Origin of the sequence: Gilvimarinus agarilyticus (genome assembly GCF_000832015.1) — a bacterium.
GTDB classification, from domain to species: Bacteria; Pseudomonadota; Gammaproteobacteria; order Pseudomonadales; family Cellvibrionaceae; genus Gilvimarinus; species Gilvimarinus agarilyticus.
The window spans coordinates 3,197,480-3,214,322 of record NZ_JXCJ01000001.1 but is presented as its reverse complement, the minus strand read 5'-3'; the positions used below and the strand labels follow the sequence as shown (position 1 = coordinate 3,214,322).

Sequence of the window (16,843 nt, the reverse complement as noted above, 5' to 3'; positions counted from 1 at the left end):
CACCGACAGCGTTAGTTGTGGTAACTGTCAGTGCATTGCTGGGGGGGTGCCGCGCCCCCAGATGTCGATAAGACTAAAAGAATAAAAATAAGAGATTGTCGGCATTTTGATTAAGCATTAATACCATCGTGCCGTCTTCCAACGCCTGTATGTACTGAGCATCGCCTTCTGCCTGAAAGCAGAGCCGGTGGTGCCATTGCCCTTCATACCACTCGCGTAAATCGATGTAATCACTGTCGCTACTGCTTGATATCGAAATAACGTTGTCTGTGGGGCAGGTGTCGACTTCTTGCGCTTTATAAAATTGCCCATCGACTGTAACTGTGCGAGCCGGGGGCAATGAATTGGTTTCGATGACATCGCTCGATAACAGTTGCCACTCGCCATCGGTTTTTGTAAAAGTATCAATAGATTCAACCAGGTTATGGTCATTTCCGAAAAAGTTTGTGCTTTCGACGTAGAGGGTCTCGCCGTCACCACTGAGGTGCGCGTTGGCCCCATAGGTAGAGTTTGGGTGTGTAACGGAGTTGTCCAGCTGTGTCGAAAAGCTGTTTTGCCGCGTCCAGGTATTGTCCGTTCGGGCGAAAATATGAATGCTGCCGCTGGCGTCGCGATGACTGCCCAACTCATCGCTGGATCGTGCTACCAGAACATTGCCATCGTCCGAAAGTCTAACGTCGGCCCCAAAATATTCCCCGGTATCGATGCCTACGGCCTGCTCAAATTGCCATTCACCGGTTTTATGGCTCCAAAACTCAAGCTTTTCGGTGCTAAACCAATACGACCATGGCGGTTGCGGCGTGATATCGAGCCAGGCGCCAGGGCCAAGATAAGACGAGCCGGCTACTAAGGTTTCTCCATCGGCCGAGAGTGCCACCGAGCCGCCAAAGCGCCGCAATTCTCCTGGCCACTGCGAGACAATTTTTTGCGGCTCGCCCCATTGGTTGTTGGTTTTGCTGTAAAGGTAAATAACGCCGGCGCGCCGGCTCTGCTCACTTTGGTCGGGCAGTTGCACTGAGTGTTGTTCAGCCGCCACCACCAACACATCGCCATTTTCAGAGGTTGTTACTGTAGGTGTCGTAGTTCCACTTTCTATGAGCCGCTCAGATACGGGTAAAATAAGGCGATCGGTCTTACTCCATTGATCGTCTGTTTTGTTGTAAACATCAACGCCATAACACCCGTGGCAGTCGCCTTCGGGGGTGACCATATAGGCGGCACGTCCATTTTGGCTGAAGGTTATCTCACTGTAATGGGATTCATCGGTCGCGGGCACTGCAAATGTTTCTATAAAACCCGCCGCTTGGTCGATCATATCCGCCGTGTTTGACTCGGTGCAAGTATCATTAACGCACGCCTGAACTTTATAGGTGCCAGAGGTGGTTTCCTCAACCGAGGCGGTAAATGTGTACTCATGGGTCGTTGCGGGCACCGTGGAGAGGGTGTCAAATGTGCCCGGCTCCGGCGCCAAACGTTGCACACGATACTCGTCGACAGCGGCCTCTGTGTCACTCCATTGCAGGGTAACTTGTCGCCCGGGGTTCGCGGTTAGCGTAAGCATCGGCGGCGTTATTTCAAAATCTGCTGTCACCATGCAGTCGTTGTTGACGCTGCTAATCACATAGTCGTTACCGCTGAGCTCACCACCGCAACCGGATATTGAGGCTACACGGTAACCCGCATCGGGGGTGGCTGTAAGCGTCGCTTCACTTTGTACGTCGACCGTTAGCTCGCTGGGTGTGAGAGTGCCGCCCGCGGATGACTCGGTAGAAATTGTAATTTGCTCAGTGGCAGGGTTTGAACTTCCTTCATTATCCGAATCGCCGCCGCAAGCGGCTAACAACAATGAGCAAGCCGAGATGGCGGCTGGTCCGAAATAGCCTGTGAGTGTCATCCTGATCTCCCGTAGGTTAATTTGATTACGAGAGTGTAAGTGAGTTATCGAAAAATAGGTCGCTTAGGTACAATTTTTAACAGATGTTTTGTGGTGCAGTTAAGGCTACCGAACGCTTTGCAAAAACGTCACCAGAATAAGTGCCGGGCAAATAAATTTTACGTAAAAAGGCCACAGCTTCCAGAACCATGTCGATTCAATTTCGGGGTGGCCGTTGCTCAGCTCTTTAAGCAATTGATGGCGATGCATCACCCAGCCGGCAAACAGGCAAAGTGCCACACCGAGTAAGGGTTGGCCGTACACGGTGGTGAGGGTGATTACCCCGTTAAATAGGGCATCGAACTGCCAGATAATCAATAAGCTAATGGCAAAAATGATACCGCCCGAGAATAGCGCGGCCAGTGGCCGGCTAAAGCCCCAGCGTTCCACGGCCACCGAGACGGGCACCTCTAGCAGCGAAATCGCTGAGGTTAGAGCGGCAATACTCATCAGGGCAAAAAACGCCAGGGCTAGCCAACTGCCGGCAGCGCCCATGCTGTCAAATAAGGCGGGCAATACCTGAAAGATCAGATCTGGCCCGGCGATTAGTGTCCCTGCGTCGTTAAATACCGTTATGCCTTTGGTTTGAGCAACGTAAATCGCGGGTAAAATAAGCAGGCCGGCGGTAAACGCAAAGCCGGTATCGAGCAAGGTGACGGCGGCCCCCATGCGGGGTAGGTTGTCGGTGTCACGCAGGTACGAGCCGTAAATTAGCATGGTGCCCACCCCGAGTGAGAGCGAGAAAAAGGCCTGCCCCATAGCGCTTAAAATTAATGATGGGTCACCCAGCTGGCTGAGGTTGGGAATTAGGTAAGCCTTAAGCCCCGTGGTGGCACCCGGCTGGGTAAACACATAAATGATCATGCCTAGCAGGATCAAAAATAAGGCGGGCATTAACCGGGTGGACCACGCCTCAATGCCTTGCTCGACGCCTCTGGCGATGATCATGATGGTTGCCAGCGACATTACCGCACACATTAGCGCGTTGCGCCCAAAGCCTTGAGTGCTGAGCCAATTGGTTCCCGCGCCCCATTGCAGCAGTTGCGCCGCCGGGCTCAAAAACTCGGCGAGCATCCAGCCGGCAACGATGGCGTAAAAGCTTAAAATAAGCACGGCTACGGTAAGTGCACTCAAGCCTACCACGAACCCAGTGCGTTTAAGCAGAGCTGATGGATGAAGCTGGGAGAGCGCAGTAACGACATTGGCGCGGGCGTAGCGGCCAATGGTAAGCTCGGCCATCAATGCCGGGTAGGCAAGCACAAACGCCAAAATCAGATACACCAATAAAAATGCGGCGCCCCCATTGCTGGCAGCTTGCGTTGGAAACCCCCAGATATTGCCGAGCCCTACGGCCGAGCCTGCTGCTGCCAGTAAGAAGCCGATTTTGCTCGAAAATTGTCCGCGCGCTGCCATAGCCTGTTTGCCGTTTGTTATTTGACGCAATAAATTGCCACTATAACTCAACCGATTGTCGGTGCAACCGCGCGTATCAGGGCTCGTTTGTATTCACAATCGGAAAATTGGGGATGGGAGGGGGCGCGCTAGCCCGGAGGCTGCGCGCAGGAGGTCAACGGGCGTCGCTTTGAAATAGCCGTTGCTTTTGACGGTTCCAATCGCGCTCTTTTTCGGTTTCGCGCTTGTCGTGCATCTGCTTCCCTTTACCCAGCGCCACCTCGACCTTAACTAAGTGCTGCTTCCAGTACATGGCGGTGGCAATAACGGTGTAGCCTTTTTGCTCGGTGGCCTGGCGCAGTTTGGCCAGCTCTTTTTCATGCATTAACAGTTTGCGTGAGCGGTTGGGCTCCACTACGTAGTGGGTCGAGACGGTCGCAAGGGGCGAGATTTGAGCACCTACCAAAAACGCCTCGCCATTTTGAAAAATCACGTAGGTGTCCGTGAGCTGTATTTTTCCGGCCCGTAGGCTTTTGACTTCCCAGCCCAGCAGTACGATACCTGCCTCCAGTTTGTCCTGTAGGTGGTAATCAAATTTCGCCTTTTTATTGAGGGCAATGGTGTTGCCGGCGGGKTTCTTCTGCTTTTTAGCCATGAACAATCGCGTCAAATGGGTGAATGAAAACCCTGACATTATAACGATCAAAGGCCTCCGTGTCTGCGTTCGCACTTATGCTATAAGGCGAATAGCGATACAATCAGCAGCAAAGATGATGTTTATCTAGTCAATAGCGGTTGCCCCAGATGCCGGGTGACAGAGAATAACGAGCAAGCGGAGTGGCAGCGTGAAACGAGCACAGCAGCACGCCATTTGGGGGCGCCGGGGTACCTTTATTCTGGCTGCGACGGGCTCGGCGGTCGGCCTGGGCAATATCTGGAAGTTTCCCTACATCACGGGTGAAAACGGTGGCGGGGCATTTGTTTTGATGTACCTGTTGTGCATTTGCCTGATTGGCCTGCCGGTAATGGTCGCTGAGGTTATGCTGGGTCGTCGCGGCCGCGCTAACCCGATTATGGCTATGGAGGAGGTGGCTCGCGAGTCGGGTAATAGCCGGGGCTGGACGCTCATTGGCTGGAGCAGCGTCGCTGCAGGCTTTATCATTTTGTCTTATTACAGTGTGATTGCCGGCTGGACCCTCGAATATGTCACCACCGCTGCCCAGGGCGGGTTTGCCGGTTTTGACGGCGACGCCGCGACCGGCACGTTTGCGGCGCTGCAGGGGGATGTTAGCAAGCTGGTGCGCTGGCAGACGGCATTTTTGTGCATGACGGCACTGATTATTATGTTTGGGGTTACCCGGGGGCTGGAAACGGCCGTACGTATCTTGATGCCGTTGCTGTTTGTGCTGCTGATCGTGCTGCTGGGGTATGCAGCCTATGCCGGAGACTTTGTCGCCGGGTTCAAGTTCTTGTTTAATTTTCGCTTTAGCGATCTATCCTTTGAGGGGCTGTCACTGGCGCTGGGGCATGCGTTTTTTACTCTGAGCTTGGGTATGGGAGCTATTATGGCCTACGGCTCGTATATGCCCCACAAAACCTCAATTATGAAAACCGTACTGACGGTGGGGTGCCTGGACACCTTGGTCGCGTTGACGGCGGGCCTGGTGATTTTTCCCATCGTTTTTGCCAGCCCAGGGGTGGAGCCGGGGGCTGGGCCAAGCTTGATGTTTATCAGCTTGCCAATCGTATTTGGCTCTATGCCGTTGGGAACGGTTTTTGGCACAGTGTTTTTTCTGCTGATAACGGTGGCGGCCTGGAGCTCAACCATTTCACTGCTTGAACCGGCGGTGGCTTACTTGTCTGAGCGGTTTCGGTTTCATCGTGTCTCGGCCAGCTTATTGATTGTTTCCTGTGCATGGCTTTTGGGGTTAACCACCGTGTTTTCGCTCAATCGCTGGCAGGACATGGATTTACTGGCGGGTATGACGCCGTTTGATTTTAGTGCGTTTATTACCGAGCAGGTATTGTTGCCTGTAGGCGCTTTGGCGATGGCCGTTTATGTGGGCTGGTTTATGGGTAAGCGCCCGCTGCGGCGCGAAATGAAGTTGGACTCCGGGCTCTGGTTTGGGCGCTGGTTTAAGGTGCTGCGCTATGTGTCGCCGGTGTTGATTTTGGCAGTGTTCCTTTTGGGTATATTTGATAAGTTTGCGGGGTAATTGTGGGGCATAAAATAAAGCGTACCGCCGAGGTTGGCTATTCTTGTGAGCAAATGTTTGCGTTGGTTAATGATGTTGAGGCGTACCCCGACTATATGGATGGTTGCCAAAGCGCGGCAATTTTGGCTCGGGGGGACGGCTGGTTGGAGGCGCGGCTGGCGCTGGGTTTAGGTGGTGTTTCTCAGAGTTTTGTTACCCGTAATCAGCTTATGCCTCCCGAAAAAATGACCATGGAGCTGGTTGATGGCCCGTTTCGTACCTTTTCTGGGGTGTGGTCGTTTGTCCCGGTAGGCGAGGGCTGCCGTGTCACATTAGAGCTGGATTTTAGTTTAAAGAATCCGCTGTTGGCGATGGCGGTTAATAAAATGTTTGAGCAGATTGCGGCGTCTCAAGTAAAGGCGGTGTGTCGGCGTGCCACAGCGGTTTACGGTGCCGCGTAGTAAGTGCTACGCGCTCTAACAGGTGATGCAGGGTAAAAATAAATGGCAGATTTAGACTTAATTACGGTAGAGGTGGCCTATGCGCTACCCGATCGTCAAACGATTTTAGAGGTGTTGGTTGAGCCCGGCACTACAGCATTTCAAGCGGTAGAGCGCTCGGGTATTGTACGTGAATACCCCGAGCTGGACATAGAAAGTGCCAAAATGGGCATTTTTGGGCAGGCGCTTGGCACCAAAGGGCTTAAACCACCTCGCGAGCACGAGCTGCAGGCGGGCGACCGGGTTGAGATTTACCGCCCGCTGCAGGCCGACCCTAAAGAAGTACGTCGTCGCCGTGCGGAAAAGGCTAAGCAGGCTGACTCCTAAGCTTGCTGGGCTTGGGTTTAACGCAATTATCTCGCGGCTGGTTTAGGCTGTTGCTACACTGATTAAATCTGATTGTTGGCAGCAGCGAGGTTACTCTTGTCTGTCTGCGCCTCGGGGGTGACTCTTATTACCGCTAACAACTCGCTTGCTTTGATGTTTTTAGCTTTTATCTGTGTGTCTTTCGGGGCGTTTATATATTGGCGCTTGCAGCGGCGCGCACGTCGGGCCAGCGCCTCGCAAGCGTCGAGTCGCCGGCTTCAGCTAGCGCTGGAGAACAGCCAGTCTGGCTACTGGGACTGGGATGTTCGGCGCGATAGCGTGGAGTTCTCCGACGATTGGCGTCGGATGTTTGGTGTGCACGATGATGCTGTGATCGGGGACGGTGTGTCTGAATGGATGGCTCGGGTCCATCCGCAGGATCGGGATGAATGTCTCAGGCGTATAAAAGCACACATAAAAGGCGAAACTGACCGTTTTGAGCACGAGCACCGTTTGCGTGACGAGCGTGGTGAGTATCTTTGGTTTTTAACCCGGGGGCGGGTTACCGAGCGCGATAGCGCTGGTAAAGCGTTGCAGGTAATTGGCGTTTACACCGATGTTACGGCCCGTAAACATGTTGAAGAGCTGGTGGTTCATCAGCAGCAAGCACTGCATAGGCTTAATGAGATTGCCTCTTTGCCGAGCACCGGTGCCAAACAGCAGTTGCGTCAGGCGCTGCGCCTCGGAGCCGATTACCTACGTTTACCTCTAGGCATCGTCAGTGAAGTGAATGGCGATGATTATCGCATTCACGTTCAGGTGTCACCCGCAGACGCCCTGTCTGATAATCAGGTCTTTCATCTGCCGCATTGTTTTTGTGTAGAGACACTGCACGGTCAGGATGTGATGGCGGTGCACCATACCGGCCGTTCGTCGCTCGCAAGCCATCCTTGTTATCAGTCCACCCAGCTTGAATGCTACATTGGCGCGCCCGTGTGGGTTAAAGGTAACGTCTTCGGTACGTTAAACTTTTCTGCTCCAGAAGCGCGCGCTAATGAATTCAGTGATTATGAGCGCGATTTTGTGCGAGTGTTAGCGCGATGGGTGGGGGCTACTCTCGAGAGGTCATTGCAAGAGCGTGAAGGCCGCAAGCTATCTGAAACATTTGCCCGGTTATCCGATAGCATGCCGGGTTGTTTGATTCAGTTTCAGAAGTATTTAGATGGATCCTCGCGCATTGCGTACGCGAGCCGGGGTATTTGGGATATTTACGGGGTTACCCCAGAGCAGGTGCAGGACGATGCCTCAGACGTTTTTTCGCGTCTACACCCGGATGATCTGGAGCGTATTGCCACTGGTATTGCGGAGTCTGAATCTAATCTGACGATGTGGAACGACCAGTATCGGGTCTTGCACCCATCGAGAGGAGAGCGCTGGGTGCGGGGGAGGACCACGCCCGAGCGCCAGAGTGATGGCAGTATTATTTGGCACGGTTCGCTGTGGGACGTGACTGAAGAGGTAATGGCCGAGCAGCAATTGAGCCGTACCCGTCGTTGGCGTGATGCTATTTTTGATGTGGCCAGTTTATCGTTAATTATCACTGACGTGCACGGGGTCATTCAATCGGTCAATGTCGGTGCGAGCCGAATGCTCGGCTACAATGAGCAAGAACTACTGATTAAAGGCAATTTGACCGGCTTGCATGAAGAGCGGGGCGAACTAGACGGCGTGTTTGCGGAGCTTGCGAGCCAGGCGACTGACAATGTCGCCAATAACCAAGAGCGTGTTTACCTCCACAAAGATGGGCGCCACGTGCGAGTCATGGAAACCATCATGGCGGTGAGGGACGAAGCTGGTCAAATTGAGGGTTTCTTGAGTGTTGCACGGGATATTACCCTTGAACGCTCGCAAGAGGAGGCTCTGGCCAGCAGTGCCGAGCGCACCCAGGCGATTTTAGATAACGCCGCCGATGGTATTGTGCTTATCGCCGACGACGGCTCAATTATCTCGTTTAATCTCGCGGCCGAGAAAATATTTGGTCTATCCGCCTCTCAGGCCGAAGGTCGCGCCATTGAATGTTTACTGTCCGTAACGGATGCCGATACTTTTGTGCGGCAGCGGCTCGATCCGGTTTCCGGAAGCATCGAGCTAAAAGGGCGCCGAGCTAACGCCGAAGAGTTTCCGTTGGAGTTAACTTTCTCGGAAATACACTCCGACGGCGAGCGGCTTTATATTGCCTTGATGCGAGACATTACCGACCGCAAGCGCATTGAGCGAATGAAAAACGAATTTATAGCAACGGTTAGCCACGAATTACGCACTCCCTTGACCGCTATCAGCGGCTCATTACGATTGTTGGACTCGGGCGTGCTAGCGCAACTGCCGGAATCAATAAAAAAGCTGGTACAGGTGGCGCACAATAATAGCGACCGGTTGCTCGCGTTAATTAATGACTTGCTCGACATTGAGAAGTTGGTGGCTGGTAAGGTTCGGTTGAAGCTCGAGCCTTTAGCCGTGGTTCGGTTGTTGCAGGAGAGTATTGAAAACAACGCGAGCTACGCTGAGCAGTTCAATGTTCGTTTACGGCTCGATACTTCCAGCTTAACCTTATCACCTGAGCAGTATTTAATTTATGCAGACAGCCAGAGAATAGCTCAGGTTGTCACCAATCTTATCTCTAATGCTGCAAAGTTCTCTTACTCCGGCGGGGAGGTGGTTGTGCAAATGCAGGAGCAACAAGGCGAACTAATAATCAGTGTTGTAGATCAGGGTGAGGGAGTTGCCGATGATTTTCGCCACCAGGTGTTTGAGAAGTTCTCGCAAGCCGATAGTTCGAGCACAAAAGGTAAAGGTGGTACGGGGCTTGGTTTGGCTATTAGCAAAGAAATTATCGATAAGCACGGCGGGCGTATAGGTTTTGAGTCGAAAGAGGGGCACGGGTCACGCTTTTTCTTTGCGTTGCCGGCTACGGTGTTGGCAAAGTTGGTTGATAATACCGGTGCTCCAAAGATTAAAATTTTGCAGGTAGAGGATGACCGCGCCATTTTGCAGGTGGTGGAGTTGGTTGCTGCAAATGCGGCGCAGCTAACTCAGGTAACCTCTTTGGCAGCGGCTCAGCAGGCACTAGGTCAAGCTCGTTTCGACATGATATTGCTCGATGTGTTGCTGCCCGACGGTAGTGGTCTGCAGTGGTTACGCAGTATCGTCGATACGTTACCGGCTGAAACTGAGCTAGTCGCATTGACTCAGGTAGAGCTAGATGACGCAGAGCAACAGTTGTTTGATCGGGTAATTATTAAAAACGCTAATGTAACAAGCGTATTAAGTGAATGTTTGCGCGAGCGCGTCAGCTCGCTAACACAATAACGGGTCGGTATTTGCCCATCATTAACGGATAGAGATAACGCCAATGACCGCTAAGAGACCTTTGAATACAATACTGTATGTCGAAGATGAGCCGGATATTCGCGCAATTGCCGAACTTGCATTGCAAACCATCGGAGGCTTCTCTCTGACCAGCTGTGCCAGTGGCAAAGAGGCGCTGGCAGTGGCTAAGACGCAGGTGCCTGACTTGATAGTACTCGATGTCATGATGCCAGAAATGGATGGCCCGGAGACACTGCGAAGGTTGCGGGAAATTCCGATGATGGCGGATGTGCCGGCGATATTTATGACCGCGAAAGTGCAACCGAATGAAATTGCCGAGTATCATGCACTGGGGGCGCTGGACGTCATCCCCAAGCCTTTCGATCCGCTCAGCTTGGCGCAGCGTATAAATGATATTTGGCACCGGGCATAGCGTAATATGTTTACCTAATTCCACTCCATGAGGATGCAGTGATTTCTAATACTCAGCAACAAGTACTCGAGCAACTACAGGCGCTGCGTCGCGAATATGCCGACAAGCTTCCCGGGGTGCTGACCCGTTTAACGGCCCTTGGGCAGGATTTGGAGCGGTCGGGGGCGCCAGAGAAGCTCGCCCCGGAGCTGTTGAAATCACTGTATCAAGAGTTGCATAAGTTGGCCGGCTCTGCAGGCAGTTTTGGTTTTGACGCCTTGAGTGCTCGTGCTCGCGAACAAGAGCTAGAGGTAAAAAAGTGGCTCGCAGGTCGTGTGCCAACAACGACCCAGCTGGGCGACTTCGTAGCCAATATTGACAACTTTTCACGGCTTATGCAGCACTCAAGCCCCGAATCAATAAGTGATGTGAGCGTAGACCCAGCTCCGTTGGCAGCAAGTGCTGAAGCCAGCCACTCATTGATTTATGTGCTGGAAGATGATCAGCTGTTGGCCTCCGAGCTCACCTTGGCGCTTACTAATTTTGGTTATCAGGTTAAGCATTACGCCACGTTAACCGCCGCTGAAGAGGCGGTCATTGAGCAACGGCCTGATTTCTTGGTTGTCGATGTGATGTTTTCCGGTGATGAACGCACCGGCCCCGAAAGCATTGCCGAGCTTCAGCGCCGTTCAGGCGACCCGCTCTCGGTAGTCTTTATCTCTGCGAGGGATGATTTTGATGCTTATCTGGCCGCGGTTCGTGCCGGCGCCGTGGGTTATTTTGTTAAACCGCTCGACATCCCACAGTTGGTGAATACCCTTGAGGCGCAGTTAAAACTGGCCCAGGGGTCGCCGTATCGAATCTTGATTGTCGATGACGATGTACTGCTGTCACGGCACTATCAGGTTATTCTTGAGCACGCTGGCATGCGCGTGGAGCTGGTTAGCGACCCAAGGGAGGTGTTGGATGTAATGCGGCGCTTTCATCCCGAGTTGGTGCTGCTCGATTTACATTTACCGGGTTGCCGTGGTTATGAGGTGGCGCAGTTGATACGCCTTAACCCGGATTGGCTGCGTGTGGCGATTGCGTATCTCTCGTCCGAGAGTGATGAACAGGCTCAGGCGAACGCTGTGGGTTACGGCGGCGAAGACTTTTTGACGAAGCCGATCTCTGACTTGCGCCTGGTGAGCGCTGTTTGCGTTCGCGCGGCTCGCTCCCGGCAGTTGAGTGAAGCCATCGACAGAGACAGCTTGACGGGTTTGTTGACCCACGCCCGTATTAAAGAGCAAGTTAAGGTCGAGGTGCAGCGTGCCCGCCGTACAGGGAAGGTGGTGAGTGTCGCGATGATTGACTTGGACCATTTTAAGTCGGTAAACGACACATATGGACACGCTCTTGGGGATCGGGTCATTCGTGCGCTAGCGCAGCTGTTGCGTCAGCGGCTGCGTCAAACTGACGGCATTGGTCGCTATGGCGGAGAAGAGTTTGTGGTTATTTTGCCCGACTGCGAGCTTGATGCCGCGCAGGTGATCTTGAATGACTTAAGGGAAAGCTTTAGTGCTGTCAATTTCAACGCCAGTGAAGTGGCTTTTAACGTGACCTTGAGCTGTGGTGTTGTGAGTAGTGACAGAGAGGATGACGATCAGCTGTTAGAAGTGGCAGATAAGGCTCTGTATCGCGCTAAGGCTGAGGGGCGTAACCAAGTGTGCGCGGCAGGCTAGCGCCCCTCTAGCAAGGGCGGGGCAGCGTTGTAATCGCTGCGCCGCGTCGGTTAGGTGTTGGTTGGCACTGGTGTATCGGGTTCTGTATCGCCGTTTTCATCGCTCTCGCTGTCAGTTTCCTTGGGCTCAGGCAGATTTTCTCCAGTGTAGTTCGTCATAATATCACCGTCGAAATATACCGTTAACGTCCGTTTAAAAAAGCGACCGTCGCCCATCTTCAGGCTGTAGTAGTAATCCCAGCGGTCGTCGTTAAAGATATCATCGATAAGTGGGGTACCTAAGATATAGCGTACCTGGCGCTTGTTCAGGCCTGGCTCCAGCTGGGCGATCATCTCTTCGGTTAAGATATGGCCTTGCTGAATGTTGATTTTGTGAACGCCGGGGAACTGAAAATACTGACACCCCGCCAATACAGACACAAAGCAGACGAGCAGGAGAGGTGTTTTGATTATTTTCATTACAGGGGTTCCACTTGCTAAAATGAATGGGCGATAATACCTGAACACACTGAACACTGAGAAGGGCTTGGACGAAAAAATGGCTGACGAAAACCAAGAATTACGCAAAGCCGGACTTAAAGTTACTCTGCCAAGGGTTAAAATCCTTCAGATGCTCGAGTCATCGGAAGATCATCATATGAGCGCGGAGGACGTTTACAAGGCCTTAATGGAGGCCGGTGACGACGTTGGCCTGGCGACGGTTTACCGTGTTTTAACGCAATTTGAAACGGCCGGCCTGGTAGTGCGCCACAACTTTGATGGCGGCCACTCGGTCTTCGAGATCGCCCGCGGCGAGCATCATGATCACATGGTGTGCTTGGACTCGGGACGAGTTATTGAGTTCCACAACGAAGAGATTGAGCGTCTGCAAAAGCGCATCGCCGATGAGCACGGTTATGAACTCGAAGATCATTCACTGGTGCTTTACGTAAAACCTAAAAAATCTTAACCGCCCGCCGCGCGGGTCTAGGCTTGCGCGGCGTCTCCTAGCATCTGCTGTGCATGGGCACGGGATTGCTCGGTTATGGTAGCTCCGCCCAGCATTCGCGCCAGCTCTTCTACTTTGGCGTTCCCCTCAAGCTCGATTAGCGCTGTCTCGGCGGATTTACTGCTACTGGTTTTTGCTACCCGCAGGTGTTGATGTCCTTTACTGGCCACTTGGGCTAAGTGGGTGACGCACAATATTTGGCCACGGCTGGCCAATTGGCGTAACAGACGGCCGACGGTATCGGCGGTGGCGCCGCCAATCCCCACATCCACCTCATCAAACACCAGGCTGGCAATGGCGCTGCGCTCCGCGGCGACCACCTGAATTGCCAGGCTAACCCGCGACAACTCCCCGCCTGAGGCCACTTTAGCCAGCGCGGCCGGCGGTTGGCCTGGGTTGGTGCTGATCAGTAATTCGATATCTTCCAGGCCGTGAGCGCTGGGGCGCTCGTGCCTGGGCTTGCAGTCGACAGTGAGCCTGGCGTGCTCCATCGCCAGGGATTTAAGGTGCGCGTTAACCTTTTTCGATAGGGCCGTAGCCGCTTTCAGCCGCTTGGCTGATAACTCTTCTGCTTTGCTGCGATACCCTTGCTCTAGCTGTTCTACCTCACGGGCCATTGCCTCCAGTTGTTCATCGCCGCCGCCGAGGTTGCCGAGCTCTTGTGCGAGCGAGCTGTGCAGCTGTGCCAGCTCCTCCGGCGCAACCCGGTGTTTGCGCGCGACTTCATAAATACTGGATAACCGCTCGTCTACCCAGGTTAATCTTTCGGGGTCGAGGTTAAAGCTATCGCCAAAGTGCTCAAGGCTGTGCTGCGCCTCCTCTAACTGGATTTGCGCTTCACTTAATAGTTGCTCGGCCTCGTTCAGGGCCGCAGGCTTATCGTTGAGTTTGCGTAATAGTTGCAATGCACGGCTCAGCCCGGTGTGTAGGCCGTGTTCGTCATCACTGCAAATCGCCAGCGCTTGAGCGCTGGCCTGAAGCAGGTCTTCGGCGCTGGTCAGTTCGCGCTGCTCTTGCTCGAGTGACTCGATCTCACCGCTTTGAATATTAAGCTGCTCAAGCTCTTCTACCTGATAGTGCACCAATTGGTAGCGGGCGTTAACTTCATCGGCGTTATCGCGACGGTGCTGCATGGCGCAAGCGTGTTCATGCCACACTTGGTAAGCCTCTTTTACCGCCTGTGCAAGCGCGCCATTACCCGCGTACTCGTCTAATAGGCGGCGGTGATTGTCTTTAATCAGTAGGGATTGGTGTTCGTGCTGACTGTGAATATCCATCAGCATGTCGCCCAGCTCGCGCAGTTGCGCCAGGGTGGCGGGGTGACCGTTGATGTACGCTTTTGAGCGACCTTCCCGCGTAACGGTGCGGCGTAGCAGGCACTCGCTGGGGTTGTCGGGTTGAGCGAGATCGGTGTTGGCCAGCCAGCGTTGTGCCCGCGGGTTGGCGTCAAGCTCAAACGTGGCCGCAATGTTGGCGCGATCACAGCCGTGGCGCACCCGAGAGGCGTCGGCACGGTCTCCCAGGGCTTGCCCCAACGCCTCCAGTAGTACCGATTTGCCGGCTCCTGTCTCACCGGTAATGACCGTCATGCCCGCCTTTAAATCAAGATCCAGCGTCTCTACCAGGGTAAAGTTTTGGATGCTCAAGTGGCTTAACATACCGCTCTCCGTGTTTGTTCGTGATTGGTCTGGTTATTTATACAGGTTTTTTTTTACCCCTGCCAGATAAAAAATGGGTCCATTCCCCCTTGAAAGTGGCTCCGTCAGCCCCATATCCGGCAGATATTCGTTCAACCATTCACGATGGAGAGCAAGGTGACAGATCAAGAGCATAACGATCAGGTGGATACCGAGGCGCAAAGCGCACCCGAAACCGAGCAGCCGGCAGAGCAGGCGCCAAATGATGCCGAGGCGCTTAGCGCCCAGGTCGAAACCTTGGCAAATGCGCTGGCTTCGGCCAAAGAGCAGACGCTGCGGGCTCAGGCCGATGCGCAAAACAGTCGTCGCCGCGCCGAGCAGGACATTGAAAAAGCTCACAAGTTTGGGCAGGAAAAGCTTGTGGCTGACCTACTGCCAGTGGTGGATAACCTGGAGCGGGCACTGAGCAGTATTGATCGCGAGTCAGAGGCCAATAAGCCGATTATTGAAGGTATTGAGTTAACGCTTAAATCTTTTACCGACTCTCTGGCGCGTCACCAGGTGGTTGCCCTCAACCCAGCCGGTGAGCCGTTTGACCCGCAGTTGCATCAGGCGATGACTATGGTTGATAACCCGGATGTTGAGCCAAATACCGTCATTGATGTGTTTCAAAAGGGGTATACCTTGCATGGTCGCTTGGTGCGCCCGGCCATGGTGGTGGTAGCCAAGGGCTAAAAGTTTCGCAAATTGGGGCGTCAGGGGCTTGAAAAGCCGTCATCGGCGCCCATATAGCTACTACTGACTGGGAAAGGCGCGCATGGCGCCTCATTTAAAAATTCTCTGTCGCTGTTGGTACTTGACGACAGGCCGCCTAGGCGAGCCCGACAACAGCGCAGCAAGACAACATTTAGGAGATTAGTTCATGGGTAAAATTATTGGTATTGACTTGGGTACTACCAACTCTTGTGTGGCAGTGCTGGAGGGCGATAAAGCCAAAGTTATTGAGAACTCTGAAGGCGATCGCACCACGCCGTCCATCGTTGCCTTTACCAACGATGACGAAGTACTGGTTGGGCAGAGCGCTAAGCGCCAGGCCGTTACCAACCCGCACAACACTCTGTACGCGGTTAAGCGTTTGATTGGCCGTAAGTTTAAAGACGATGTTGTGCAAAAAGATATCAAGATGGTGCCTTATAAAATTGTCGCCGCCGATAACGGCGATGCCTGGGTTGAAACCAAGGGCGACAAAAAAGCACCGCCGCAAATTTCTGCCGAAGTGCTGAAGAAAATGAAGAAGACCGCCGAAGATTACTTGGGCGAAGCGGTAACCGAAGCCGTTATTACTGTGCCAGCTTACTTTAACGACTCGCAGCGTCAGGCCACCAAAGACGCCGGTAAAATTGCCGGGCTAGAAGTTAAGCGTATTATTAACGAGCCTACCGCGGCGGCACTGGCCTACGGTATGGATCAGAAAAAAGGCGACCGAACCATTGCAGTTTACGACTTAGGTGGTGGTACTTTCGATATCTCTATTATCGAAATTGCCGACGTAGACGGCGAGCACCAGTTTGAAGTGTTGTCGACTAACGGTGACACCTTCCTGGGCGGTGAAGACTTTGACTTGCGCCTGATTGACTACTTGGCTGCTGAGTTTAAGAAAGAGCAGGGGATTGATCTGCACAATGATCCGCTGGCACTGCAGCGTTTAAAAGAAGCGGCTGAGAAAGCTAAAATCGAGCTGTCTTCCAGCCAGCAAACTGAGGTGAACCTGCCTTATATTACGGCCGACAACACCGGGCCTAAGCACTTGGTGGTTAAGTTATCACGTGCCAAGCTCGAGTCGCTGGTAGAAGATCTCGTGACCCGCTCGCTTGAGCCGGTAAAAATGGCGATTAAAGATGCGGGCGTTTCCGCCAGCGACATCAGCGACGTTATTTTGGTGGGTGGCCAAACCCGCATGCCGATGGTGCAAAAAGCGGTGTCTGACTTCTTTGGTAAAGACCCACGTAAAGACGTAAACCCAGATGAAGCTGTGGCCATGGGTGCGGCTATTCAGGGTGCGGTACTGGCAGGCGACGTAAAAGACGTATTGCTGTTGGATGTGACGCCTTTGACTTTGGGTATCGAGACTATGGGCGGCGTTGCCACTCCGCTGATTGAGAAAAACACCACCATCCCGACCAAAAAGTCGCAGGTGTTCTCAACAGCCGAAGACAACCAAACCGCAGTAACCATTCACGTGGTTCAGGGCGAGCGTAAGCAGGCGGCGCAAAACAAATCTCTGGGTCGCTTTGATTTGGCTGATATCCCGCCGGCGCCACGTGGTTTGCCACAAATTGAGGTGACCTTCGACATCGATGCCAACGGTATCCTTAATGTCGGCGCCAAAGATAA

Annotated in this window: 14 protein-coding genes (1 of these 14 only partly in view); 9 read left to right on the top strand and 5 right to left on the bottom strand. The window is 53.3% G+C overall.

Annotated features, from left to right (window positions below; genetic code table 11):
• Window positions 1-73: 73 nt before the first annotated feature.
• From SD69_RS14035 to smpB, 3 genes are all read right to left on the bottom strand, one after another.
• Window positions 74-1,894 (bottom strand): InlB B-repeat-containing protein, encoded by a 1,821-nt coding sequence (locus tag SD69_RS14035; RefSeq protein WP_041523704.1) that lies wholly within the window; start codon window positions 1,892-1,894, stop codon window positions 74-76.
• 105 nt (window positions 1,895-1,999) lie between these two features.
• Window positions 2,000-3,346: a sodium-dependent transporter gene (locus tag SD69_RS14030; RefSeq protein WP_041523703.1), complete on the bottom strand. Its 1,347-nt coding sequence runs from the start codon at window positions 3,344-3,346 to the stop codon at window positions 2,000-2,002.
• Between the two features lie 154 nt (window positions 3,347-3,500).
• Window positions 3,501-3,980, bottom strand: coding sequence for an SsrA-binding protein SmpB (gene smpB / locus SD69_RS14025; RefSeq protein ID WP_041523702.1), 480 nt, complete (start codon window positions 3,978-3,980; stop codon window positions 3,501-3,503).
• A gap of 190 nt (window positions 3,981-4,170) precedes the next feature.
• On the opposite strand from smpB, the gene SD69_RS14020 reads away from it, so the two are divergent.
• The 6 genes from SD69_RS14020 (at window position 4,171) to SD69_RS13995 (ending at window position 11,825) form a co-directional block, all read left to right on the top strand.
• The gene (locus SD69_RS14020) at window positions 4,171-5,541 is read left to right on the top strand and encodes a sodium-dependent transporter (RefSeq protein ID WP_052481177.1); all 1,371 of its coding nucleotides are present in this window, start codon (window positions 4,171-4,173) and stop codon (window positions 5,539-5,541) included.
• Between the two features lie 2 nt (window positions 5,542-5,543).
• On the top strand, window positions 5,544-5,981 hold the full coding sequence (locus SD69_RS14015; RefSeq protein ID WP_041523701.1) for a type II toxin-antitoxin system RatA family toxin: 438 nt from the start codon (window positions 5,544-5,546) through the stop codon (window positions 5,979-5,981).
• A gap of 42 nt (window positions 5,982-6,023) precedes the next feature.
• Window positions 6,024-6,347, top strand: coding sequence for an RnfH family protein (locus SD69_RS14010; RefSeq protein WP_041523700.1), 324 nt, complete (start codon window positions 6,024-6,026; stop codon window positions 6,345-6,347).
• A 96-nt stretch (window positions 6,348-6,443) separates the two neighbouring features.
• Complete coding sequence (locus SD69_RS14005) at window positions 6,444-9,692, top strand: PAS domain S-box protein (protein ID WP_157471697.1); 3,249 nt, start codon at window positions 6,444-6,446, stop codon at window positions 9,690-9,692.
• A gap of 61 nt (window positions 9,693-9,753) precedes the next feature.
• The gene (locus SD69_RS14000) at window positions 9,754-10,125 is read left to right on the top strand and encodes a response regulator (RefSeq protein ID WP_232301204.1); all 372 of its coding nucleotides are present in this window, start codon (window positions 9,754-9,756) and stop codon (window positions 10,123-10,125) included.
• Between the two features lie 38 nt (window positions 10,126-10,163).
• Window positions 10,164-11,825 carry a diguanylate cyclase gene (locus tag SD69_RS13995; protein ID WP_232301203.1) on the top strand — a complete coding sequence of 554 codons (1,662 nt, stop codon included), beginning with the start codon at window positions 10,164-10,166 and terminating at the stop codon, window positions 11,823-11,825.
• A 50-nt stretch (window positions 11,826-11,875) separates the two neighbouring features.
• Here SD69_RS13995 and SD69_RS13990 read toward each other — a convergent pair whose 3' ends face one another.
• Window positions 11,876-12,283 carry an outer membrane protein assembly factor BamE gene (locus SD69_RS13990; protein ID WP_052481175.1) on the bottom strand — a complete coding sequence of 136 codons (408 nt, stop codon included), beginning with the start codon at window positions 12,281-12,283 and terminating at the stop codon, window positions 11,876-11,878.
• Between the two features lie 79 nt (window positions 12,284-12,362).
• On the opposite strand from SD69_RS13990, the gene fur reads away from it, so the two are divergent.
• A complete protein-coding gene (gene fur, locus SD69_RS13985) occupies window positions 12,363-12,773 on the top strand; it encodes a ferric iron uptake transcriptional regulator (RefSeq protein ID WP_041523697.1) in 411 nt (136 codons plus the stop codon).
• A 17-nt stretch (window positions 12,774-12,790) separates the two neighbouring features.
• On the opposite strand, the gene recN is transcribed toward fur, so the two are convergent.
• Complete coding sequence (gene recN, locus SD69_RS13980) at window positions 12,791-14,470, bottom strand: DNA repair protein RecN (RefSeq protein WP_041523696.1); 1,680 nt, start codon at window positions 14,468-14,470, stop codon at window positions 12,791-12,793.
• 156 nt (window positions 14,471-14,626) lie between these two features.
• Between recN and grpE the strand changes: the two genes are divergently transcribed.
• Complete coding sequence (gene grpE, locus SD69_RS13975; RefSeq protein ID WP_232301202.1) at window positions 14,627-15,184, top strand: nucleotide exchange factor GrpE; 558 nt, start codon at window positions 14,627-14,629, stop codon at window positions 15,182-15,184.
• Between the two features lie 187 nt (window positions 15,185-15,371).
• Window positions 15,372-16,843, top strand: the 5' portion of a protein-coding gene (gene dnaK, locus SD69_RS13970) for a molecular chaperone DnaK (RefSeq protein WP_041523694.1). The gene runs 451 nt beyond the window's last position; 1,472 of the gene's 1,923 nt are visible here — the first part of the coding sequence; its start codon is at window positions 15,372-15,374; its stop codon lies beyond the right edge, outside the window.

Bases quoted from the DNA above. Each gene is read 5' to 3' on its own strand.
- SD69_RS14035 (WP_041523704.1), bottom strand. From the start codon at position 1,894: ATGACACTCACAGGCTATTTCGGACCAGCCGCCATCTCGGCTTGCTCA.
- fur (WP_041523697.1), top strand. From the start codon at position 12,363: ATGGCTGACGAAAACCAAGAATTACGCAAAGCCGGACTTAAAGTTACT.
- SD69_RS14030 (WP_041523703.1), bottom strand. From the start codon at position 3,346: ATGGCAGCGCGCGGACAATTTTCGAGCAAAATCGGCTTCTTACTGGCA.
- SD69_RS13990 (WP_052481175.1), bottom strand. From the start codon at position 12,283: ATGAAAATAATCAAAACACCTCTCCTGCTCGTCTGCTTTGTGTCTGTA.
- SD69_RS14010 (WP_041523700.1), top strand. From the start codon at position 6,024: ATGGCAGATTTAGACTTAATTACGGTAGAGGTGGCCTATGCGCTACCC.
- recN (WP_041523696.1), bottom strand. From the start codon at position 14,470: ATGTTAAGCCACTTGAGCATCCAAAACTTTACCCTGGTAGAGACGCTG.